Annotated in this window: 23 protein-coding genes; 6 read left to right on the top strand and 17 right to left on the bottom strand. The window is 71.2% G+C overall.

The genetic code is table 11. The features are described from left to right. Nucleotides 1-188: 188 nt before the first annotated feature. Together STRAU_RS28850 and STRAU_RS28845 are read right to left on the bottom strand one after the other, a co-directional pair. Nucleotides 189-1,244 carry a helix-turn-helix transcriptional regulator gene (locus tag STRAU_RS28850; protein WP_016643951.1) on the bottom strand — a complete coding sequence of 352 codons (1,056 nt, stop codon included), beginning with the start codon at nt 1,242-1,244 and terminating at the stop codon, nt 189-191. Nucleotides 1,245-1,335: 91 nt separating this feature from the next. After that, complete coding sequence (locus STRAU_RS28845) at nt 1,336-1,929, bottom strand: TetR/AcrR family transcriptional regulator (protein ID WP_016643950.1); 594 nt, start codon at nt 1,927-1,929, stop codon at nt 1,336-1,338. A 105-nt stretch (nt 1,930-2,034) separates the two neighbouring features. On the opposite strand from STRAU_RS28845, the gene STRAU_RS28840 reads away from it, so the two are divergent. Further along, nucleotides 2,035-2,742, top strand: coding sequence for a nitroreductase (locus STRAU_RS28840; protein WP_016643949.1), 708 nt, complete (start codon nt 2,035-2,037; stop codon nt 2,740-2,742). 10 nt (nt 2,743-2,752) lie between these two features. On the opposite strand, the gene pdxR is transcribed toward STRAU_RS28840, so the two are convergent. Continuing rightward, nucleotides 2,753-4,219 (bottom strand): MocR-like pyridoxine biosynthesis transcription factor PdxR, encoded by a 1,467-nt coding sequence (pdxR, locus tag STRAU_RS28835; protein ID WP_052029327.1) that lies wholly within the window; start codon nt 4,217-4,219, stop codon nt 2,753-2,755. A gap of 46 nt (nt 4,220-4,265) precedes the next feature. Here pdxR and STRAU_RS28830 point away from each other — a divergent pair, with 46 nt between their 5' ends. Then, nucleotides 4,266-5,678: an MFS transporter gene (locus tag STRAU_RS28830; RefSeq protein WP_158692146.1), complete on the top strand. Its 1,413-nt coding sequence runs from the start codon at nt 4,266-4,268 to the stop codon at nt 5,676-5,678. A 76-nt stretch (nt 5,679-5,754) separates the two neighbouring features. On the opposite strand, the gene STRAU_RS28825 is transcribed toward STRAU_RS28830, so the two are convergent. Next, the gene (locus STRAU_RS28825) at nt 5,755-6,510 is read right to left on the bottom strand and encodes a uracil-DNA glycosylase (protein ID WP_016643946.1); all 756 of its coding nucleotides are present in this window, start codon (nt 6,508-6,510) and stop codon (nt 5,755-5,757) included. 143 nt (nt 6,511-6,653) lie between these two features. Here STRAU_RS28825 and STRAU_RS28820 point away from each other — a divergent pair, with 143 nt between their 5' ends. Both STRAU_RS28820 and STRAU_RS28815 read left to right on the top strand, forming a co-directional pair. Continuing rightward, nucleotides 6,654-7,877: an FUSC family protein gene (locus tag STRAU_RS28820; protein ID WP_259300007.1), complete on the top strand. Its 1,224-nt coding sequence runs from the start codon at nt 6,654-6,656 to the stop codon at nt 7,875-7,877. Between the two features lie 137 nt (nt 7,878-8,014). Next, entirely contained in the window at nt 8,015-9,160 is a 1,146-nt protein-coding gene (locus tag STRAU_RS28815) for a glutamate--cysteine ligase 2 (protein WP_037662538.1), read from the top strand. Between the two features lie 50 nt (nt 9,161-9,210). Here the strand turns inward: STRAU_RS28815 and STRAU_RS28810 are convergent, their stop codons facing one another. Both STRAU_RS28810 and STRAU_RS43125 read right to left on the bottom strand, forming a co-directional pair. After that, nucleotides 9,211-10,272 carry a methyltransferase gene (locus STRAU_RS28810; RefSeq protein WP_016643943.1) on the bottom strand — a complete coding sequence of 354 codons (1,062 nt, stop codon included), beginning with the start codon at nt 10,270-10,272 and terminating at the stop codon, nt 9,211-9,213. Continuing rightward, nucleotides 10,269-10,508 carry a helix-turn-helix domain-containing protein gene (locus tag STRAU_RS43125; RefSeq protein ID WP_016643941.1) on the bottom strand — a complete coding sequence of 80 codons (240 nt, stop codon included), beginning with the start codon at nt 10,506-10,508 and terminating at the stop codon, nt 10,269-10,271. The genes STRAU_RS28810 and STRAU_RS43125 overlap by 4 nt, the downstream gene beginning before the upstream one ends. Before the next feature lie 94 nt (nt 10,509-10,602). Between STRAU_RS43125 and cpt the strand changes: the two genes are divergently transcribed. After that, entirely contained in the window at nt 10,603-11,124 is a 522-nt protein-coding gene (gene cpt / locus STRAU_RS28800) for a chloramphenicol phosphotransferase CPT (RefSeq protein WP_016643942.1), read from the top strand. Nucleotides 11,125-11,260: 136 nt separating this feature from the next. Here the strand turns inward: cpt and STRAU_RS28795 are convergent, their stop codons facing one another. The 5 genes from STRAU_RS28795 to STRAU_RS28775 all read right to left on the bottom strand — a co-directional run bounded on the left by STRAU_RS28795 (nt 11,261) and on the right by STRAU_RS28775 (nt 14,460). Next, nucleotides 11,261-12,304 carry an RICIN domain-containing protein gene (locus STRAU_RS28795; protein ID WP_078621549.1) on the bottom strand — a complete coding sequence of 348 codons (1,044 nt, stop codon included), beginning with the start codon at nt 12,302-12,304 and terminating at the stop codon, nt 11,261-11,263. A 45-nt stretch (nt 12,305-12,349) separates the two neighbouring features. After that, the gene (locus STRAU_RS28790; RefSeq protein ID WP_016643939.1) at nt 12,350-12,688 is read right to left on the bottom strand and encodes a peptidoglycan-binding domain-containing protein; all 339 of its coding nucleotides are present in this window, start codon (nt 12,686-12,688) and stop codon (nt 12,350-12,352) included. Between the two features lie 111 nt (nt 12,689-12,799). Beyond that, complete coding sequence (locus tag STRAU_RS28785; protein WP_158692145.1) at nt 12,800-13,279, bottom strand: hypothetical protein; 480 nt, start codon at nt 13,277-13,279, stop codon at nt 12,800-12,802. Beyond that, nucleotides 13,276-13,740, bottom strand: a complete 465-nt coding sequence (locus tag STRAU_RS28780) for a hypothetical protein (RefSeq protein ID WP_016643936.1) — start codon at nt 13,738-13,740, stop codon at nt 13,276-13,278. Before STRAU_RS28780 ends, STRAU_RS28785 begins: the two co-directional genes overlap by 4 nt. A gap of 141 nt (nt 13,741-13,881) precedes the next feature. Then, nucleotides 13,882-14,460, bottom strand: coding sequence for a TetR/AcrR family transcriptional regulator (locus tag STRAU_RS28775; RefSeq protein WP_016643935.1), 579 nt, complete (start codon nt 14,458-14,460; stop codon nt 13,882-13,884). A gap of 158 nt (nt 14,461-14,618) precedes the next feature. Between STRAU_RS28775 and STRAU_RS28770 the strand changes: the two genes are divergently transcribed. Beyond that, nucleotides 14,619-15,077, top strand: a complete 459-nt coding sequence (locus STRAU_RS28770; protein WP_016643934.1) for a nuclear transport factor 2 family protein — start codon at nt 14,619-14,621, stop codon at nt 15,075-15,077. A gap of 35 nt (nt 15,078-15,112) precedes the next feature. Here STRAU_RS28770 and STRAU_RS28765 read toward each other — a convergent pair whose 3' ends face one another. From STRAU_RS28765 to STRAU_RS28740, 6 genes are all read right to left on the bottom strand, one after another. After that, the gene (locus STRAU_RS28765) at nt 15,113-15,778 is read right to left on the bottom strand and encodes an HAD family hydrolase (RefSeq protein ID WP_016643933.1); all 666 of its coding nucleotides are present in this window, start codon (nt 15,776-15,778) and stop codon (nt 15,113-15,115) included. Between the two features lie 4 nt (nt 15,779-15,782). Next, the gene (locus tag STRAU_RS28760) at nt 15,783-16,052 is read right to left on the bottom strand and encodes a hypothetical protein (protein WP_016643932.1); all 270 of its coding nucleotides are present in this window, start codon (nt 16,050-16,052) and stop codon (nt 15,783-15,785) included. Between the two features lie 24 nt (nt 16,053-16,076). Further along, nucleotides 16,077-17,318 carry a cytochrome P450 gene (locus tag STRAU_RS28755; protein WP_016643931.1) on the bottom strand — a complete coding sequence of 414 codons (1,242 nt, stop codon included), beginning with the start codon at nt 17,316-17,318 and terminating at the stop codon, nt 16,077-16,079. Nucleotides 17,319-17,441: 123 nt separating this feature from the next. After that, on the bottom strand, nt 17,442-18,131 hold the full coding sequence (locus tag STRAU_RS28750; RefSeq protein WP_052029326.1) for a DUF6766 family protein: 690 nt from the start codon (nt 18,129-18,131) through the stop codon (nt 17,442-17,444). Nucleotides 18,132-18,217: 86 nt separating this feature from the next. After that, complete coding sequence (locus STRAU_RS28745) at nt 18,218-18,631, bottom strand: hypothetical protein (RefSeq protein ID WP_063890383.1); 414 nt, start codon at nt 18,629-18,631, stop codon at nt 18,218-18,220. 214 nt (nt 18,632-18,845) lie between these two features. Then, entirely contained in the window at nt 18,846-19,691 is an 846-nt protein-coding gene (locus STRAU_RS28740) for a DUF4097 family beta strand repeat-containing protein (protein ID WP_016643928.1), read from the bottom strand. Nucleotides 19,692-20,064 lie beyond the last annotated feature (373 nt).

Raw genomic sequence — 20,064 nt, 5'->3', positions numbered from 1 at the left:
CGGAGAAGAGGGAACGAGGCATAGCCCGCCCGGATGCGGGAAAAAGGCCGTAAGGCCCCGCCGCGCTCCCCCGTCGCGGCGGGGCCCCTCGTTGCCTGATCAAGCGTTGCCCGGCTCAGAGATCGCGGCGAGCCCCGCCACGTGATGACGACGAGCCCCGCCCGGCCGTGCGATGAAGGCCAGCCCAGTCACGTGATGGCGGCGAGCAGTTCCGCGCGGCCGCCCGCGCCGGTCTTCCGGAAGACCGCTCTGATGTGGTCGTTCACGGTGTTCCTCGACACGTCCAGGTACCGGGCGACGCGTTGGGGCGCGGTTCCCTGACTGAGGTGGCGGACGACCTCGCGCTCGCGGGCGGTGATGCCGTACCAGTCGCAGAAGGACGGCAGCATGTGCTCGCCCGTCGCCGCGTGCACGACGACGGCCAGGTCACCCCGCGCCTCGCCGTCCAAGGGCTGCGCCTGACAGACGATCCAGCGGCCGTACGCCGCGGCGGGTCCGATGAGGGTCGGGGGGCCGGTGAGCGGGTCGTGCGCTTGTCGTCGTGCGTACGTGGCCAGCCCCGTCAGGAACGCCTCGGCGACCCAGGCCGGGTCCCGCACGGCGCCGCGGAGTTGCTCGCTCCACGCCCGGCCCTGGGGTGTACCGGCCCGGACGGCGCCGTCCGCGCCGACGATGGTCACGCCGGGCGCCGGCAGGGGCGCGGTGGGGACGAGCGGGGCCCTGGTGACGTATCCCCGTAGGAAGGCCACGAGCAGCGGTGCGAGCTCCGCCGCGCGCCGCGCGTCGGCCTCGCTGAAGAGCCCGGCGCCCTGGGACCGCAGCAGGCCGAGCATGCCCCACACTCCGCGCGCGTCCCGGATGAGCAACTGCAGCTCGCTGCCGACGCCGAGGGCGGCGAGCGACGAGCGCGGGCTGACGCCCTCCGGCGTCCGGGCGCCGCCGCGTGCGGCGTGCAGGATGCCGACGGGGAGCGCACGCCGGGCGAGCGTCCGTGGCGGGTGCGGGTCGTTCCCGGCGTAGAAGCGGCGGACCAGGGCCCGGCCGACGTCGGGCTCGATGCCCTGCCAGAAGGTGAAGGAGGCGATGCCGAGCCCCGCCGTGGGGGTCGTGGCGATCAGCGCCGCGGCGTCGTGCGGCACGACGGACGCGACCACACGAGAGATCTCCGCGCCCAACTCGTCCGCGGCCGCGCCGAGTTCCACCGCGGCGAGCAAGTCCCGTCCGATCCGGTCCCGTACGCTCACGCGGCCAGTGTGCGCGGTGCGCCCGGCGGCGACAACCTGGCCCGGGGTTGTTTCAGGGGCGTCCGCGTAACGGTGGGGTGCGCCCGCGCCGTCAGCCCACGCCCGGCAGGGCGCGGTCGAGGAGGACTTCTGCCGCCGCCCGCGCGTGCCTGCCGTAGTCCGGCTCGTCCAGCACCATGGCACGACTGGCCGCCCCGTCCGCGAGGGTCACCAACTGCTCGGCCAGCGCGGCGGGTTCGCGGCAGCCCAGCTCCGTCACGAGGGCGGTGACCAACCGCACCATCCGCAGCTTCTGTTCGCGGGCGTAGGCGTGGACCGCGCTCCGCGGGTCGGGGAACTCCGCGGCGGCGTCGATGAACGGGCACCCGCGCACCGGCGCCGCGTCCGCCGCGGGCTGGTCGAACAGCCCGAGGATCCGTTCCCGCGGAGAGATGTCCTCGCGGGTCAGCGCGCTCTCCAGGGTGGCGCCCGACGAGGCGAGGTCCTGCAAGTGGGCGATGACCAGGTCGCTCTTGGTCCGGAAGTGCGCGTACAGCGTCCGCTTGGACACCGGCGCTTCCTCCGCGACCTGTTCCATGCCGGTCGGGTTGATCCCCTGGGTCGCGAACAGCCGGGCGGCGGCGGCCAGGATGCGCTCCCGGCCCCCACGCCCGCCCGGCCGGGACGCCGCAGTCGTCGTGCTCATGCGGGAAGTATACGTGTGCGTTTACTTAGACGGGGACGGCTTGCTATGGTCCAGCCAGCAAAGTAAACGCCCCCGTTTACCTCGGCTACTACAGAGGAGTGCTCCATGACCACGCCGAACACGCCAAACGCACCGACCCCCACCGAACTGAGCGGCTGCGCCGAGAAGTTGATACGCGGTCGGCACGCCACCCGCGCGTTCCGCCCTGACCCCGTGCCCGCGGACACCCTGCGCGCGATCTTCTCGCTGGCCGGTGCCGCGCCCTCCAATTCCAACGCGCAGCCCTGGCAGGTGGAGGTCGCGAGCGGCGCCACACGTGAGCGCCTCGCTGCTGCCCTACAGGCCGCCCACGCCGAGCGGCGCACCTCGGTCGACCTCCCGTACTCCGAGGACATGTACGCACAGGTGCACCAGGCTCGCCGGGCGGCGTTCGGCGCCGAACTGTACGGAGCGCTGGGCATCGCCCCCGACGACCACGCGGCACGCGCGGCCTACGACGCGGAGAGCCTGCGCTTCTACGGCGCGCCGCACGCCGCGTTCCTGTTCGTCACCGGTGACGGCGGGACCCGCCTGGCCGCGGACGTCGGCGCCTACATGCAGACTCTGCTCCTGGCGATGACCGCGTACGGCGTGGACAGTTGCCCGCAGGGGCTGCTCAGCTTCTACGCCGACACCGTCCGGGCCGAACTCGGCGTCACGGGAGGAAAGCTGCTCGTGGGCATCTCCTTCGGCTTCGCCGACGAGACCGCCCCCGTGAACCGGGTCACGACCGCCCGGGCGGCGCTCGATGCGACCACGGCCTTCCACGACTAGGGCGTTTCCTTCAGAGGGAGTCGCGCAGGCCGGGGCGGGCCGCAGGGGTGCGACGCTCGGAGGCGAGGATTCCGCGGATCCCGGCAAGTGTCTGGATGCTGGTGGCCAGTTGGTTCGGCCGGGCCTGGGCCCATCCGAGGACGAGGCCGGGAAAGCCTGAGTGGTGGTGACGGTAGGCGGTGAGGGCTGCGACACGGATGCCTGCCGTGGCCAGGTGTTCCACCAGAGTGCTGTCCTGCTCGTGCTCGGGCAGGCGGATCACCACGTGCAAACCGGCCTCGATCCCGATGGGTGTGCAGTCGGGCAGGTGTGTGGAGACGCTCTCCAGCAGGTTCTCGCGTAGACGGCGGTACTGCAGCCGGGTGGACCGAAGGTGACGGTCGTAGCCTCCTGTACCCAGGAACTCTCTGACCGCGGCCTGCGTGATGACGTTGTCGCCCCGGTCGCCGACGTGCTTTCTGTTCCTCACGGACGCGCACAGCCATGCGGGTGCAGCGAGCCATCCGATACGGAGCCCAGGGGCCAGCGTTTTGCTGAGCGTGCCGAGGTAGGCAACGACAGTGGGGGCCAGCGTGCGTAGCGCACCGAGCGCAGCGCGGTCGTAGCGGTACTCAGCGTCGTAATCGTCCTCGATCACCAGGCAGTCGCCTTTGATCGCCCAATCGATCAGGGCGCGTCGTCGTTGGGGCGAGAGTTGCACACCAAGTGGGTACTGGTGGGCGGGCGTGACAAGGACGGCTCGGCAGCCGCTGCCGTCAAGTCGGGAAACGTCCAGTCCCTCTTCGTCCACGGCGATCGGGACCGGCTCCAGTCCATGGGCGGTGAACATCCGCAGGAGATGCGGGTTGCTGGGGTCCTCGACCGCGATGGTCGAGTGTCCCGCTTCCCGAAGGCAGTCGGCGATCACGGCCAGGGCGTCGAACGTCCCTCCGGTAATGACGAGATCGTCCGTCGACGTGGGCATCGACCGAACTCGGCCGAGATAGCTCGCGACTTCGCGGCGCAAGGAGAGGAGGCCCGCAGGAGGCGGATAGCCAAGTTCGGCGTCCGTCAGGGCGCTCAAGCCGGCCCGGTACGCGGCCAACCACGCGGTGCGCGGAAAAGCGGACAGGGAGGGAAATCCCGGGTCGAGATCACAGTGCAGGACCTGTTCCTGGAAGGGCTGGGGAGTTTCACCAGGGGCGGGGTACGGAGGACGGGGAACGCCTCCGCAGGTCACTCGGGTCGCTGACCCCCGCTTGCTCTCCAGGTAGCCCTCGGCCACGAGCTGCTCGTACACGGCCAGCGTCGTGCCTCGGGAGACGTTCAGCTGGCGAGCGAGATCGCGGGTCGACGGCAGCCGTGTTCCCGGGACCAACCGACCGCTGGTGATGGCGGTTCTCAGTTGCGTCTCCAGGTGACGGCGCGGCCTCGTGGCATCGAGCGACGCTCCGTCCGGAAGGAGAAGCTCCCGCAAAGTGGCCCATGTTTCGCGCATGAAGGTGGATCATACTGCTGCACCACTTCTGGCTCAGGATCCAGATATGAAATCCAATTCCGGACGCGCCTCGTGGGCCGTCGTGGGCATGCTCAACCTTGTGTCGTTCACGATCGGCATGGAGAGCTACGCGATCAACCTTGCGGCGCCGACTCTGATCGACAGTCTTTCCATAGGTCTGACGACGCTGATGTGGGTGATCAACGCGTACATGGTCGCCCTTGCTTCAACCCTGGTGGCGGCCGGGCGGCTGGGGGACCGGTTCGGCAGCACACGCATACTTCTTCTCGGTCTGGGCGTATTCGTCCTCGGCTCCGCGTCGTGCGCCGTGGCCACGAGCGGGACGTTCCTTGTCGCCGGCCGAGCCGTTCAAGGTCTCGGGGCGGGGCTGGTGACTCCGCACATCGTTTCTCTCACGTTCACTGTCACACCAGTCCACCGCCGTGGCTTCGCTTTCGGCCTCGGCGGAATGGTGGCCGGGGTCGCGGTGGCCGCCGGCCCGACCGTCGGCGGGCTGCTGACGACGCTGTTCGGGTGGCGGTCGATCTTCTGGGTCACCGTCCCCCTCGGTGTCGTCGCCGGCGCCCTGCTCTGGCACTGGGCCCCCCGACCCGGCCCTCAGAAGGCCGCTGTCGACATCACCGGAGCAGCCCTGTTGACCCTGAGCATCGCCGGATTGGCCGTCTCCCTGTTGCACGCCGGCCAAGGAAACATCGTCGCCGTGGCGGCGCCGCTCACCCTGGTGGCCGTCACAGCCCTGGCGTTCCAGCAGAGAGGCAGGCGGGATGGACATGCCCTCCTGCCGTTCGAACTGCTGGGCCATCGCATGTTCTTGGCCATGACCGTGGTCGCGGCCTCCCTGCCCGCCGCCGTGACCGCCATGTTCTTTCTGTCTGCCTACGTCCTGCAACATGCCGGTCTTTCGCCGGCCGACGCCGGCCTGGTCCTCGCGATCGCCCCCGCGGTGTCGGTGCCTTGCGCCGTCCTCGGCGGACGCTGGACCGACCGGCCGCGCGGAGCCCGGCAAGTCAGCGTGACAGGGCTGATCTGCTTCCTGTTGGGCACGATCTGGATCATAGCGACACTCGGCAGCGGGCCGAGCGCGCTCGTGCCGGGCCTCGTGGTGTTCGGGATCGGAATGGGAGTGGTGTTCGCGGGCCCGGTCAACCTGGGACTGGCCACGCTGCCCGAGAAGTGGCTGGGCGTGGCCTCCGGCATCTTCTCCACCGGACAGCGGATCGGGTCGGTGATCGGTGCCGCACTCGTGGGCCTGACTCTCCAGGCGACTGCCGATCTGGGCCCGCTCCAGGCGGCACGCTGGGCATTCTCCGCACCACTGGCCCTACTTGTGCTGGCACTGTCCATCGTCCTCGGCACCGGGCGGACAACGACCCACCCCGATGGCCCTCCCCTCCTGGACAGCACACCGCGGCCGAGCCGGCCTGAGAGCCTGAGCTGACGCGGCCACGCGGGTCCGGTAGCGGGGGTCATGCGGGGGCGGTGCGGGCACCGCCGGGCCTCGGTGAGCCGGACGCTCAGGCCGCCGCCCGGGCGTCGTACGGCGGAATGCCCGCCTCGCCCGCCGCCGCCCGCAGGACGTCCTTGAGCATGTCCGGGGTCAACCGGCCGGTGAACGTGTTGCGTTGGCTGACGTGGAAGCAGCCGTACAGGGTGACCGGGCCCGGACCGGATCCACCGGCGGCTTCGGTCGGCGGCGCCGCCCGCTCCAGCGTCACCCGCGCGCCGTGCGCGAACGCCGGCCGCGGCCTCGGCAACCGCCACCCAGCCGCCGCGAACGCGGGCAACGCCGCCTGCCAGCCGAACGCCCCCAGCACCACCGCCGCCCGCAGCCGCGGCCCCAGCAACTCCAGCTCCCGCACCAGCCACGGCCTGCACGTGTCCCGCTCCCCCGGCGTCGGCTTGTTCTCCGGCGGCGCGCAGTGCACCGGCGAGGTCACCCGTACCCCGCGCAGCGTCAGGCCGTCGTCCACGGACACCGACACCGGGCCGGACGCCAGCCCCACCTCGTACAGCGCGCCGTACAGCACGTCTCCGGACCGGTCGCCCGTGAACATCCGGCCCGTCCGGTTGCCCCCGTGCGCGGCCGGGGCGAGCCCGATCACCAGCAGCGAGGCATCCGCAGGACCGAACCCCGGCACCGGCCGGGCCCAGTACGTCCAGTCCCTGTACGCGGCCCGCTTGACCCGCCCGACCTCCTCCCGCCACGCGACCAGCCGCGGGCAGGCGGTGCAGCCTGCGATGCGTGTGTCCAACTCGGCAAGCGGATCCATGACGTCCAGGCTAGGTGGCCAGGAGCCGGGATGCCGGTGTGGGTGCGCCCGGGATGTGGGGGTACTGGTGGGGCCGATCGGTCTGCCGCCGGATTGTCGGCCCGCCGGCAGACCCGGGCCCCGGAATGAGGAACGGAGCGTGCATGGCTGTTCAGACACAGCGGCGGGAGTCCCCCGCGGCACAGGGCCGGGTGGCCCGGATGCGGCAGTGGTGGAGCCGGGCCCGGGGCGGCGAGGGGCACGAACGCCATACGTTGCTGCTGCTCGCCAAGAGCACACTGGCCGCGACGGTCTCCTGGACTCTCGCGTACGACGTCCTCGGCGCGCGGTCGCCCGCGTTCGCGCCCTTCTCCGCCGTGCTGATCATGCGCGTGACGGTGTACGAGTCCTTGCTGCACTCACTGCGCTACGTAGGGGCCGTCACGGCCGGGGTGGCCGTCCAGGCGGTCCTGGGGTTCCTGGCCGGTCCGGATCTGCTCACGTTCGCGCTCGTGACGGTGGTGGCGCTGGCCATCGGGCTCTGGCCCGCCCTGGGGACCCAGGGCTCACAGGTGGCGACGGCGGCGTTCTTCGCCTTCGCCACCTACGTGACGGCGCCGGCCGGACTCGGCAAGGTCACTCATCTGGGGCAGATCGTGCTGCTGGTTCTCATCGGATGCGGCGTCGGCGTCGTCATCAACATGACCGTGATCCCGCCACTGCGCCATCGCAGTGCCGAGTACGCCATCCACGCCCTGGCCGGCACTCTGTGCAACCTGATCAGCGACATGTATCCGGCCATGCGGCACGACGCGATGGACGAGGAGCGCGTCCGGCACTGGCGCGTCCGGGCCGAGCAGACCGGCGCCCTCATCGCGCGGGCCGAGGACGGGCTGCGGACGGCGCGCGAGAGTGTCTACTACAACCCGCGCAGCCGTCTCCGGCGGCACCGCGGCAGGACCAGTTTCGAGGGGTACGGCGCGGTGCACCAAGCGCTGGAACGGACGATGTACCAGGTCGCTTCGCTCACCCGCAGTCTTGACCAGTGGGAGCGGGACGGCGACCCGAAGGACCGGCGTCTGCTGTGCGACTACGCCGACTTCCTGGAGTCGATCTCCCGGATCACCCAGGTCCTGGAGACGCTGGCGGAGGGATCGCTGCGCCGGCAGGCCCGCCGACTGGGCGAGCTGGCGAAGCAGGCACAGCGGTGCCGCCGCCGGCTCACCGAGCGAGCCGAACAGGACGGCCTGCCGCTGAGCGATCCGGGCTACCCGTACGGCGTGCTCCTGGTGGAGGCCGCACGCCTGATGAACGAGTTCCAGTACGTCTGCGACGTACTCCAGCACTACGTCGACGAACAGCCCTCCCTGGGCGACCGGACGAAGTGACGCCGCTCCGGCGAGCATCCGCGCGGCTCCCGGCGCATCGCTGCCGTACTCTCGCGACGGCTGCCCCACAGAGCGGGTACCGGCCGCCGAGGTGGGCACTCGCCTTCCGGGGGCGGCGAGGAGAGAGGCGGCGTCATTTGCGTACCGTGGGCGTGGAGGAAGAGCTTCTTCTGGTCGACCGGCAGAGCGGTGAGCCGCGGGCTCTCTCCTCGGCGGTCCTGGCACGGGCCGCCAAGGAGGCCGCCGAGGACGTGGGCGCGGCCCCGGTCGCGGCCCCTGGCTCCGGCTCGGCCCCCGCTCCTGAGGACGAGCGCTTCGAGAAGGAACTGCACGGCCAGCAGATCGAATTCGCCACCCAGCCGCACGCGGACATGGCGAGTCTCGCCGCCGACATCGTCCGCTGGCGGACGGAGGCCGCCCAGCACGCCGGCGACCTGGGCGCCACGGTCGCCGCGCTCGCCACGTCTCCCCTGCCCGCCAGCCCCTCGGTCAACGTGGGCAGTCGCTACCAGTGGATGGAGGAGGAGTTCGGGCTGACCACCCAGGAGCAGTTGACGTGCGGCTGCCACGTCCACGTCGCCGTGGAGTCGGACGAGGAGGGCGTGGCCGTCGTGGACCGGATCCGCCCGTGGCTGGCCGTCCTCGTCGCGCTGAGTTCCAACTCGCCCTTCTGGCAGGGCCAGGACAGCCAGTACTCCAGCTACCGCAGCAGGGTGTGGGGCCGCTGGCCCATGGCGGGTCCCACCGAGATCTTCGGTTCCGCCGCCCGGTACGAGGAACAGGTCGGCGCCATGGTCGCCAGCGGCGTACTGCGCGACCCGGGCATGGTGTACTTCGACGCCCGGCTCTCGCACCGCTACCCCACGGTCGAGATCCGCGTCGCGGACGTCTGTCTCGAAGCGACCACGACGGTCCTCGTCGCCGCGCTGGCCCGCGCGCTGGTCGAGACGGCCGCGCGGGAGTGGCGCGCGGGGACGCCACCGCTCGGGCACGGCGTCAGCCTGCTGCGGCTGGCCGCGTGGCGCGCGGCGCGCTCCGGCCTGGACGACACCCTGCTCGATCCCCTGACGATGCGGCCCGCCGCGAGCGCGCGGGTCGTGGACGCGCTCCTTGACCACGTGACCGACGCCCTCGCCGACGCCGGTGACCTCGCCCTGGTGCGCGAGCACATGGCGGGGCTGCTGGAGCGCGGCACCGGGGCCCGCGTCCAGCGCGAGTTGCTCGACCGGACGGGGAGCCTCGGCGCCGTCGTCGCGGAGTGCGCACGACGCACCCTGGCGTGAGGACCCGACGACGAACGCCACACCCGCGTGGGCCCGCCCACGGCCAGCCGCTATTCGGCGACCGCGGCTTCGACGGCGGAGAACGGCTCGGCCCCCGGCAGCGGCGTCACCGACGTGACCGTCAGCCCCGCACGGCCGCACACCTCCTCGAACTCCGCCCGGGTGCGTTCCCTGCCACCCACGTTCACCAGCATGTTGAGGTCGCTCAGGTAGGTGAGCCCGGCGGTCCCGGGGTCCACGATCTCGGGCAGCACGGGCTCGACGATCAGGACGCGGCCGCCGGGGGGCAGCGCCGCGCGGCAGTGGCTCAGGATCGTGACGACCTGCTCGTCCGGCCAGTCGTGGACGATGCTCTTCATCATGTGCAGATCGGCGCCCGGGGCGCCTTCGGGCACCGGGCGGAAGAAGTCCCCCGCGACCAGGGAACAGCGGTCCGTGAGCCCGTACCCGCGCAGCGTCTCGGGGGCCTGGGCCAGCCCTTCCTCCGTGTCGTACACGACGCCGGTGAGGGCCGGATACTCCCGCAGTACGGCGCTGAGCAGGGTGCCGTCACCGCCGCCGACATCCATCACCGTGGTGAACCGCCCGAAGTCCACGGCGCCCGGGAGCACCGCGGCCGTCCTCCGGGTGGCCTGGCTCATCGCCGCGTTGAACTTGGCCGACAGTTCGGGGTGTTGCTTGAGGTGGTCGAAGAAGTCCGTGCCGAAGACCCGGTCGAAGGCGGTGTCTCCGCTGCGGACGCTGTCGTCCAGGTGCTCCCAGGCCCGGATCATCGCCGGCTCGGTGAACATGTGCGCGAAGGCGGCCAGCGAGCCGGGCCTGCCGGAGTCGAGCAGCGCGCCGACGGGCGTGACGGCGAAGGTGCCGGCGGCGCGTTCCTGGAGCAGGCCGAGCCCGGCCATGGCACGCAGCAGCCTGCCCATGGGCCGGGGTGCGGCGGATGCCCGCGCGGCCACGTCGGCGGTCCCCATCTCCTTGTCACCGATCAGCTCGACCACCCGTAGCCGCAGCGCCGCGCGCATCGTCTGTGCGGCCATGCTCCCGAAGGCGAGCTGGGCGATCACGCCTACACCGGCGGGGTCTACCGCCGTCGCGGCCTCGTCGTGCGTCATGGTGTCTTCCTTTCCGCGCCGTCCAGTTCCGCGCTGTCCATCACAACGGTCACATCTGCCGTATCTCTTGCACTTGTTGCCTCCATCCGCGCCAGGGCACCGGGCGTGCACCCCGTGAAGGCGTGCACGTCGCGGTGGAGATGGGACTGGTCGACGTACCCGCACGCCAGCGCCGTCTCGACGGGGCCCTCGCCGGCGCCCAGCCGGTGGGCCGCGCAGTGGGAGCGCACGAGCATCGCCAGGCTGACGCCCCGCTCGTCGCCTCGTGGCCGTCGAAATGCGTTTCGCGCCGCACGCAAGGCGCCCTATCGTGGCGCGGTGACGACTCGGATGATCATTCTCAACGGCGGTTCCAGCTCGGGGAAGTCGGGGATCGTACGGTGCCTTCAGGCCCTGCTGCCGGACCCGTGGCCGGCGTTCGGCTGCGACTCGTTCGTCGACGCGCTGCCCGCGAGGATGCAGGCGTCGGACGGCGGCATCACGTTCGCGGCGGACGGCGGGGTGAGCGTCGGGGCGGACTTCCGGGCGCTGGAGACGGCCTGGACGGAGGGGATCGTGGCGATGGCCCGGGCCGGCGCCAGGATCATCGTCGATGACGTCTTCCTCGGCGGAGCGGCGTCCCAGCAGCGCTGGCGGAGGGCTCTCGGCGACCTGCCCGTGCTGTGGGTCGGCGTACGTTGCGAAAGTACGGTCGCCGCGGGGCGCGAGGTCGCCCGGGGAGACCGGGTCCAGGGCATGGCCGCGGCGCAGGCACAGGCGGTGCACGAGGGTGTGGTCTACGACCTCGAGGTGGACACGACGCGCACCGAGTCCCTGGCGTGCGCACGCGCCATCGCCGCCCGCGTCAACTGACCGGCCGGTCCGAGGCGCCCCCGGCGAGGCTCGTGCTCGCCGGGGGCGCGGAGCGCGGGGCGCTTCCTGAATTTCGCAGGCCGGGCGGGGGTTCCGCGCAGATGACGCGGTCGCGTGCCGCGAGGAGGGCCGGGCGTCAGGACGGTGATGGCAGCATGCGCCACACCTGGTCCGGATTCGTCGTGCGGTCCCACTGTTCGGCCTGGGCCGCTTCGTCCTTGCTCTGGCCGCGGATGCCGAGGTATTTCCCGCTCCGGAGGTTGGCGAGGGTGAAGGTGCTGTTCTCCGTCGGCCCCTCGGGCTTCATCGCCCAGGTGTGGAACTTGTAGCCGTCGCAGGAGAACTGGTTGGCGTTGGCGCCGTTGTCCAGGCTTCCGTTGCTGATGGCCAGGCACTTGCCGCTGTTCTCGTTGACGACGGCGACGTTGCCCTCCCCCAGCTCCACGACCTGCCAGCGCTGGTCGGTGCCACCCGCGCAGGTGCGCTGGATCGCTCTGGCCCCGTCCGCCCCGCTCTGGTTGAGGATGCTCAGGCACTTGCCGCTGTTGGTGTTGACGAGTGTGGTGCCCCACTGCCGGGGCGGCTGCTGCTGGGCGAAGAGCGAACCGGGCTGCTGGTTGCAGTCCCACTGCCGCAGCGCCGCGCCGTCGGCGGTGGACGACTCGGTCACCTCCAGGCAGCGGGGCGACGCGGAGGTCATGGTCTGGAAGCCGACGCCGTCACCGATGGACACGATCCGGAAGCTGACGGCGGGGCCGCTGCCGCACTCGGCGAGCCGGATCGCGGCCCCGGCGGCGGGGCTGGCGTTCTCGACGCCCACACAGGTGCCGCTCACCGCGCTGACGATGTTGACCGTGCCGTTGCCGGCGCCCGAGGTCTGGAGGTACCAGCGGGCGGCAGGCTTGCCGAAGCAGCGCCCCTGGCGTACCGGCTGGCCCAGGGCAGACGTGGGCGTCTCCATGCACAGTTTGCTGTGGGTGTTGACGATGTTCACGACCTGCGCGGGCGAGAACTGCGCCGTACGGACGGGAGCGGCGGCGTACGCCGGCACGCTGAGGGCCCCGGCGAACGCGGCGCACATGAGGGCCACGACGACGCCGATCCCCTTCCGCGGCACCCACGCCGCCGACGGCGTCCGCGCCGTTCTTCGCCGGTGGCAAGTACTGGCCTGTGTAGTCATCCGAGATATCTCCCTTGGGGGACCGCGCGTGGCTTTGTCGGTGGGCTACGGGTGCAGCGCGGTCCAGGTCGTCGCGTCGACGACTCCCGTGGCCGGCAGGCCGAACTGCTGCTGGAGATGCTTGACGGAGACCTCGGTGATCACCTCGAAGGAGCCGGTCACCGGGACGGTCTGATAGCGGTAGACCTCGTTGAGAACGCACTGGAGGTGGCGCACCGGCTCGCCGCTGTCCCCCGCTTTCAGCGTGGGATGGCCCCCCAGGTACATGCACAGGCGCCATTCGGTCGTGGCCTTGGCGGAGGGGGCCGTGGTGTGCGCGTGGGCGGCCGTCGGTGCGGCGGCCAGTACGGCGGCGCCGATCAGCGCCGCGAGCTTATGAGGCATGACAGCTCTCCGTTTCTGGACCGGGACCCAGGAGCCGGGATCCGCGATCCGAGACCGGGGGGGTACGAGGATCGGGGCTCCGGGGATCCGGGGATCTAGGGCTCCGCGGATCTAGAACCACGGGCACCGGGGCAGGTCCGGGAAGGGATGCGGTGTGCCCGCGGGCAGTTGCACGACTTCCGCGGGGACATTGCCCCACCCCTTGATCTTGGGCATCGAGCCCACCTGATCGCCCTGGGTGTAGTACCAGGTCTTGTTGCCCTTGGTGTCCGCGGGACCGGTGGTGAAGCACGTGAACCACGACGGCGACAGCTTCAGCCAGCCACTGACCGGCGAGGCGAAGTCGGCCCGGGCATACACGTCCGAGGGAAGGTTGTCGCAGTACAGCGCCTTGGTGAACACGTTGCCGATGGCGTCCCGCAAGTGGATGCCCTCGCGGAGCTCGCAGGTCCCCGCTCTCTCGGCCCCCTGCGCGGGAGCGGCGAGTCCGGCTCCCAGGGCGAAGACCCCAACGCCTGCTACGACGGCGGCAGTTCGGCGCCACCCGGTGCGAACGACGGGGACACGGGCACGTGAGGTGGCGGCGGTCATGTCCACGGGCACTCCATCAGCCCGGGGAAGGGGTGGCTCGGCGCCTTCACCGACGTCGCCGGGACGTAGCCCCATGCCTTGGCCGCCGGCGTGGACACCACCTGGTCGCCCTGGGTGAGGTACCACAGGTCGGTGCCGGGATAGGTGCTGCCCCGCTTCCAGCAGACGAACCAGGCGGGCGAGTAGAGCATCGTCCCGTTGACCGGGCTGGTGGAGCGCGACTGGAGCCTGATGTGCCCCGGCTCCACCTCGCAGAGCAGGTCCCCGGTGTACCTCCGGCCGGTCCAGTCGGTGTGCTGCTCATCGGGGCGCAGCCGGCACTCCGCGGCCTCGGCCGCCGTGGCCTGCCCTGGAGCCGCCAGCCCGCCGGCGAGCGCGCAGAGCACACCCGGGATCACACAGCCGCGCAGCAGCCGTGCGGCGCGTCCGCTACGTCTTCGTACGGTATCCGTACCGGTCATGACGCCCCCAACTCCGAACGAATCACGGACCGTTCACCAGAGCACCCGCTGTGCTCCGATGGCACACTGTCGCCCGCGGACCTGACACGCGGCTGACATGCCTGGGAGCGTGTCCCCGCCCTCGCCGCGCGGGCAGGTCGGCTACCCCTGCCGGCCGGCGGCGATCAGGACCCGTGCGGCTTGCGCCGCCTGCGCCGCCGGTTCGGTGCTGCGGGTGATCGCGGCGGTCACCATCGCGCCCTCGGCCAGCAGGAACACAGGATCGCCCAGGCCGCTCGGCAGGCCCGCCCGCTCCACGAGTTCCACCACGTAGCCCTTGAACGCCGCCTTGTGCAGCCGGACTTGGCGGGCGACGGACTCCGACGTGGCGCCGAGTTCTCCGTACGAGTTGATCCAGGCGCAGCCGTTGAAGTCGGGTTCGGCGAACCACTCGCCGAGCCAGTCGAAGACCGCGAGCACGCGGTCGCCGGCCTCGGCGGGCCGCTCGGGATTCTCGTACTGCTCGACGTACTCGGCGAGGCGCTGCCGCCACCGGGCGTCGCGCCGCTCCAGATATGCCTCGACGAGCCGCTCCTTGGCGGGGAAGAGCTGATAGAGGCGCTTGAGCGAGAGCCCCGAGGCGGTGCGAATGTCGTCCATACCGACGGTTTGGATGCCCCGTTGGTAGAAGAGCCGCTCGGCCGCGTCCAACGCCCGCTCCGTGGCGACTGTGCTGTCCATCGGCCGACATCCTCCTCATTGAGCCGCGTTCAGAGATGCCGTTTTGCCTCGGTGGCAAGCACACTACCCAGGAGAACGAGCGTTCTCTAGAGTCGTCGGCACGCTCTGGAGAACGATTGTTCCCCAGGGAGTGGCCCACCACGCACCGAGGAGCTGACATGACGTCACGTCCGCCGTTCCCCCCGTTCGACGAGGAGAGCGCACTGCGGAAGGTCCAGGCGGCCGAGGACGCCTGGAACACCCGCGACCCCGAGCGCGTGGCGCTCGCGTACACCGTCGACTCGGTCTGGCGGAACCGGGACCGGTTCGTCACCGGCCGGGCCGAGATCGTGGACTTCCTGCGCGCCAAGTGGTCCCGCGAGCAGGAGTACGCCCTGCGCAAGGAGCTGTGGGACTTCCGCGGCTCCCGGATCGCGGTGCGCTTCCAGTACGAGTGCCGGACCCCGGACGGCCAGTGGTGGCGCAGTTACGGCAACGAGCTGTGGGAGTTCACCGCGGAAGGACTCATGGCCCGTCGCGAAGCAAGCATCAACGACGTGCCGATCACCGCGGCGGAGCGCCGCATCTTCGGCCCGCGGCCGGAAGCCGAGCGCGGGCAGCCGCTGCCCGTGCGGTAGACGGAGAGGGGCCGTCACTTAGGAGGAGAGGGGCGTCACTCCGTCTTCGTGAAGAAGGCGCTGTCCAGGTGGTGCAGCAGGTCGGTGGGGGTCGCGTACACGGCGGAGGCGCCGGCCGCCTCCAGGTCGTGCCGGGGGATGCCGCCCGACAGCAGGGCGACGCCGCGCACTCCCGCTCGGCGGGCTGCCCGCATGTCCCAGACCGTGTCGCCGACGAACACGGCCTCGTCCGGCCCGCACTCGGCGATGTCCAGGGCGTGGTGGACGGGATCGGGGGCCGGTTTGCCTTCGGAGACGTCGTCCGCACTGGCGACCCCGGCGATCACCTCGTCCGCGTCGATGGCCCGGCGCAGCGCTCTCAGCTCCCCGCCGCCCGCCGAGGTCGCCAGGACGATGCGCCAGCCTCGGCGGTCGAGCGCGTGCAGGAGATCGCGGGCGCCGTCCAGCGCGGGCAGCCGGTCGAAGTAGGTGCCGTACAGGGTGCGGTGCGCGGCGCTGATCTCCTCGTCACGCGTGCGGTCGCGCTCGTCGCCGAGCAGATGGGCGATGAGGTCGGTCGAACCGAGACCGATGGCACGGTGGATGTCGTGCGTGGCGACCTGCTGTCCCGCTTGCCGGAACGCCTCCCACCAGGTGACCACGTGGAGATGGTTCGTGTCGGCCAGCGTTCCGTCGACGTCGAACAGCGCCGCGCGCGCCATGGCCTCAGCCCCTTCCTGACCTGTTGCCGCCGGTGTTGCCTGTCTTGGTGCCTGTCCTGCTGTCGCCCTTGTCGTGCTGGACGTTCTCCTGCGCCGTGGGGCTCGGGGTGAGCGTGTCCGCGGCTTCGCCGTCCTTCTTGTCGTCGCGCTCGTCTCCGGGGAGGCGTGTTTCCGCGTCCTCGACCTCGTCGAGGACCTCCTCGGCGGCCGTTTCCGCGCCCCCGTCCGGTGCGCGCTCGCGGCCCTTGCGCTCGTTGCCTCGCTGGTGGTTCATGGCGGACCTCCGGTTTCCGGTCGTTCAGTGCACTTCGGAGATGACGAAGCCGCTGCGCGGCCCGGTCGGCATCCGGCTGAGCGGGATGCGCAGATCCTGCTCGGGGACCTGGTACTGAAGCCGCGCGAGACGCGGAAGCAAGGTGCTCAACACCGCGAGGGTGATGTCTTCGCCGGGGCAGCGGTGTCCTTCGGCGGCCTCCCCGCCGCCTTGCGGGACGAGTTCGTCACGTCCGGGTTCGCGGCCCAGGAAGCGATCGGGATCGAACATGTAGGGGTCGTGCCACAGCTCCGGATCGTGATTCTGTCCGTAGAGATCGAGGAGGACGAGCGTGCCCTCCGGGATCGCTTCGCCGCGCCATTGCACGTCGTCGGGGGCGAGCCCGGCGACGAACGGCGCGAACGGGTAGAAGCGCCGCAGCTCGTGGGCGAACGCCCGGGCATAGCCCTCACTGTCCGTGGCCAGCCGTTCCCGCAGCCCGGGGTTGCGGTGCAGCGCGTGGGCGCCGAACACCGCGTACCAGGTGATGGCGGCGGTGGGGCGGATGACGTTGAGGATCTCGACGGCGGCGGTGTGCGGGTCGAGCAGTTCACCGTCGGCGTCACGGTGGGCTGCGACCGCCTGCACCGCGGAGGCCGGTCGGTCGCTGTCCGCCGGTGCGTCGCCGCCGGCCGAGCGGATCTCCTCGACCAGCCGGGCCAGGCGCTTCTCCTGGCGCCGCCGGGCCCGCCGCGCCTGCCAGTGCCGGGGCCCTGCCGTCGCGAATCCGTCGACCATCGCCACGAGGTCGCGTGCGGTGCGTCGCGCCTCGTCGTCCGGGCGGTCCCCGAGCGGCACGCCCGCCCACGCGCACACGGCCCGCGTGATCAGGACGCTCACCTCGTCGAACAGCGTCACTTGGGGACGGCCGGTCCACTCCTTGCTCGACCGCTCCCACTCCTCGGCGACCAGGCGCGCCAGCATGGCGACGCCCGACGCGTCCTTGAGGAGCGAGACGAAAAGGGCCTTGCGCCGGCGGTGCTCAGGACCGTCCAGGGTGTGCACCGCGCCCTTGCCGAAGAGCGTGCTCAGGACCGGTTCGGGCAGGGCCGTGCGGCGCCGTACATGGTTCTCGTCGTAGAAGAACGCGACAGCGGCCGGTCCTCGCAGGGCGATGGCGGGCTTGCCCAGCAGCCGGGTACGGACGGGGCCGGGCCCCTTGCGACGGCTCAGGTCGGGAAGCCACGCGTAGCCCTGTGTGAGAAACGGCAGTGTGTTGTCCACCATGAGGTCCTCCCTGTCGTCCTCTCTCCTCGACCCTCCGTCGGGCAGGACGCCGACACCACTGGAACGAGGCTGAACGTGCGTGGTCGATCACTGGGATCGGGTGCCCCGGCCCGCCGCGATGAATCAGCCCTCCACGCCCGTCGAGTCGTGTGCGGCGCCGACCGGCTTGGACTCAGGTGAGCCGCGGTGGCGGAGGTAGACGGAGAAGATGGCCATGGATCCGACGGCGAGGAGTTCGGACTGCCAGTTCTGCAGGGTCCGGTCCCAGAAGTCCGCCGCGGTCAGGTACTGGCCCCAGCTGATCGGGGCCTGGAGCTCACGCAGGTGCTGTTCGTTGAAGGCGGCGCAGCCGGCGATGGACTGCGCGAGCCAGGACAGCAGGAAGAGGCCGCACATGAGGATGCCGAGCGAGCGGGAGTAGAGAACCTGGCGGACTCCGCCCGCCGCCGCCCACGCGGGTGAGCTCGCGCGGGCGTGACGTCCGGTCTTCTGCTCGGCGTCGGTCCCCGTACCCGCTCTGCCGATCTCCTTGGATTCGGGGGAGCCGCGTTGGAGCAGCCAGACGGTCGCGTAGATGTAGAGGAAGAACTGCAGGTACTCGGACTGCCAGTTCTCGGTGACGTCGACGGCGAAGTCGGTACTGAGGAGGTAGGCGCCGAACGGCAGCGGTGAAAGACCGGTGGCGATCAGGTCGTTGTTGTACTCGGCGTGACCGGCGAGCGCCTGGCCCGCCAGGGTGAGGAGGAACCCGCAGCCGAACGCCAGCGTCAGGCCGTTCGCCACGAGGAACCGGCGCTCCCGGGAGGATGTCACTGCCGTGTCGCTCCCATCGCGATGAAGTACGCGAGGCCGCCGATGATGACGGCCACATAGATGCCGAAGAGATAACGCATGGGATGTCACCCGCCTTTGAGCAGGCAGTCGTAGGGCCGTTCCGCGGTGTCCGGTGGGGTGCAGCCCGCCGCTGTGATCTTCCAGTCGCCGTCGACGGACGCGAGGAACAGGGTGTCCCGGTCGAGCACCACCCGTGCCTGGCGGCCGTAGACATCGACGCCGGTGACCCGGCGCGCCACGGGCAGCCCCAGATCGCGCAGGGCATCGGGGCATGCGGACTCCGCGTCGAGTTCGAGCTCTTCGCGGGTGGCGGGCGCCAGGTCGTGGCAGGCGGCCTGCGGCCTGAGGTGGGACCGCTGGAAGTGTTCCGCCACGGCGGTGGCCGCCGACTCCCTGCCTGCGAGCGAGGAGCAGCCGGCCAGGGCCAGCACCGCCGTGCCGGTCAGCAACCCGGTCGGCAGCCAGTTCCCGGATGGCATCCGGCCGCCCCTTTCTCCGGCATCTCTCACGGCGAGCCTCGGGCTCCCTCGGGGGGACTGTCTTCGCCGGGGCTCCCTCGGGGGACTATCTCCGCCGCCCCGTCGGCGGCGGTGAACTCCCCCGACGACACGCGGCAGACTCCCCCGGACAGAGGGCGCGCACGTGGGGGTCACCGACGGCGGCACCGCTGTTCGGCTCGGCGGGGCGGGGCGTTCAGGCGCGGGCGCGCAGGATGTCGATGTTCCCGTGCTGGCTGCGGGCGCGGACCTGGACGGTTTCCTGGGTCTTGGCCATGCTCCCGGTGGCCGTGAGCATGTTGCGCACCTGCCCGGAGCCGGTGCTGACGTCGAGGTCGGCGGCCGTACCCTCGCGGATGCCGACCTCGATGGTGCCGAAGGAGGTGGCCAACTCGACGGTTCCGCGGGCCACGTCGGCCGCGCGCAGGGTGCCGTGGGCGGTGGTCGCGGCGACCGAGCTCTCGGCGCGCGCGATGTCGATGCCGCCGTTGCCGCTTTCCGCCCGCAGCTCACCGGTCACGAGGCCGACGGTCGCCGAGCCGTGCGTGCTCTTCAGGACGGCGGAGCCGTCGACGGTGCCGACGCGCAGACTGCCGGAGCTGGTGGTGATCTCGGCCGTGCCCTCGACCCGGTCCACGGTGATCGAGCCGTGTGACGCGGTGACCCGCAGCGGCCCGGTGGTGTCGAGACGGACGTCGCCGGACGAGGTCTTCACGCCGACCTCGCCGAGCCGGCCCTGCCCGAGCACCTGGGCCCAGGCGCCGGTCATGTCGACGTGCGAGCCGGTGGGCAGTTCGACGGTGATGTCGACGGTGCCGGTGCGGCCCAGGACGTTCCGCTGCTTGGGCGTGCTGACGGTCAGGGCGCCGCGGGCGTACGTCACGTCGGTCTGCTCGGCGTCCCGCACGTCCTGGCTCTTCTTCGGGTCGCGGGGCCGCACCTCGACGAGGGTGTCGCGGCGGTCGGCCGCGGTGAAGCGGATGGAGCCGGCCTCCACGCGAGCGGTGACCGAGATCGGTTCGGGAGTGTCGAAAGAAGGCATGGTTGTCCCGTCCTCATGAGTCCTGGATGAAGAAGCTGGTTGCGGTGGGGCGAGGACGAGTTCGGATGCGATCCCGTCCATGACGCCATGATGGCACCATCGTGGCACCGCACGCAAGCCTGATGGCACCTTGCGGGAAATCAGCGCAAGGCCAGCCACTCTCGCTGCGAAACGCGGAGACGCTGACGCGTGTCACAGTGACGCCATACGTGCTCATGCGCCTCCAGGAGAACGAAATGGCACCGGGCGGCACCAATTGGTGCCGCCCGGTGCCATGGGCGGCACCAATTGGTGCCGCCCGGTGCCATGTGTGGCCGCCTGGGCCGCTGTGCGGCGATGCTTCGCGCCATCCGGCCGGACCTTCGCCCGCGCC

Origin of the sequence: Streptomyces aurantiacus JA 4570, from assembly GCF_000414115.1 — a bacterium.
In the GTDB taxonomy this organism is placed as follows: Bacteria; Actinomycetota; Actinomycetes; order Streptomycetales; family Streptomycetaceae; genus Streptomyces; species Streptomyces aurantiacus_A.
This window is presented reverse-complemented; position numbering and strand designations above follow the sequence as displayed.

What these genes read in the sequence shown, in the direction of transcription:
- STRAU_RS28765 (WP_016643933.1), bottom strand. Translation starts at nt 15,778, where the DNA reads ATGGCGCGCGCGGCGCTGTTCGACGTCGACGGAACGCTGGCCGACACG.
- STRAU_RS28820 (WP_259300007.1), top strand. Translation starts at nt 6,654, where the DNA reads ATGGCTGTTCAGACACAGCGGCGGGAGTCCCCCGCGGCACAGGGCCGG.
- STRAU_RS28775 (WP_016643935.1), bottom strand. Translation starts at nt 14,460, where the DNA reads ATGGACAGCACAGTCGCCACGGAGCGGGCGTTGGACGCGGCCGAGCGG.
- STRAU_RS28760 (WP_016643932.1), bottom strand. Translation starts at nt 16,052, where the DNA reads ATGAACCACCAGCGAGGCAACGAGCGCAAGGGCCGCGAGCGCGCACCG.
- STRAU_RS28845 (WP_016643950.1), bottom strand. Translation starts at nt 1,929, where the DNA reads ATGAGCACGACGACTGCGGCGTCCCGGCCGGGCGGGCGTGGGGGCCGG.
- STRAU_RS28745 (WP_063890383.1), bottom strand. Translation starts at nt 18,631, where the DNA reads ATGCCATCCGGGAACTGGCTGCCGACCGGGTTGCTGACCGGCACGGCG.
- STRAU_RS28785 (WP_158692145.1), bottom strand. Translation starts at nt 13,279, where the DNA reads ATGACCGCCGCCACCTCACGTGCCCGTGTCCCCGTCGTTCGCACCGGG.
- STRAU_RS28740 (WP_016643928.1), bottom strand. Translation starts at nt 19,691, where the DNA reads ATGCCTTCTTTCGACACTCCCGAACCGATCTCGGTCACCGCTCGCGTG.
- STRAU_RS28755 (WP_016643931.1), bottom strand. Translation starts at nt 17,318, where the DNA reads ATGGTGGACAACACACTGCCGTTTCTCACACAGGGCTACGCGTGGCTT.
- STRAU_RS28830 (WP_158692146.1), top strand. Translation starts at nt 4,266, where the DNA reads ATGAAATCCAATTCCGGACGCGCCTCGTGGGCCGTCGTGGGCATGCTC.
- STRAU_RS28825 (WP_016643946.1), bottom strand. Translation starts at nt 6,510, where the DNA reads ATGGATCCGCTTGCCGAGTTGGACACACGCATCGCAGGCTGCACCGCC.
- cpt (WP_016643942.1), top strand. Translation starts at nt 10,603, where the DNA reads ATGATCATTCTCAACGGCGGTTCCAGCTCGGGGAAGTCGGGGATCGTA.
- STRAU_RS28770 (WP_016643934.1), top strand. Translation starts at nt 14,619, where the DNA reads ATGACGTCACGTCCGCCGTTCCCCCCGTTCGACGAGGAGAGCGCACTG.
- STRAU_RS28810 (WP_016643943.1), bottom strand. Translation starts at nt 10,272, where the DNA reads ATGACGCACGACGAGGCCGCGACGGCGGTAGACCCCGCCGGTGTAGGC.
- STRAU_RS28790 (WP_016643939.1), bottom strand. Translation starts at nt 12,688, where the DNA reads ATGCCTCATAAGCTCGCGGCGCTGATCGGCGCCGCCGTACTGGCCGCC.
- STRAU_RS28840 (WP_016643949.1), top strand. Translation starts at nt 2,035, where the DNA reads ATGACCACGCCGAACACGCCAAACGCACCGACCCCCACCGAACTGAGC.
- pdxR (WP_052029327.1), bottom strand. Translation starts at nt 4,219, where the DNA reads ATGCGCGAAACATGGGCCACTTTGCGGGAGCTTCTCCTTCCGGACGGA.
- STRAU_RS28780 (WP_016643936.1), bottom strand. Translation starts at nt 13,740, where the DNA reads ATGACCGGTACGGATACCGTACGAAGACGTAGCGGACGCGCCGCACGG.
- STRAU_RS43125 (WP_016643941.1), bottom strand. Translation starts at nt 10,508, where the DNA reads ATGCTCGTGCGCTCCCACTGCGCGGCCCACCGGCTGGGCGCCGGCGAG.
- STRAU_RS28795 (WP_078621549.1), bottom strand. Translation starts at nt 12,304, where the DNA reads ATGACTACACAGGCCAGTACTTGCCACCGGCGAAGAACGGCGCGGACG.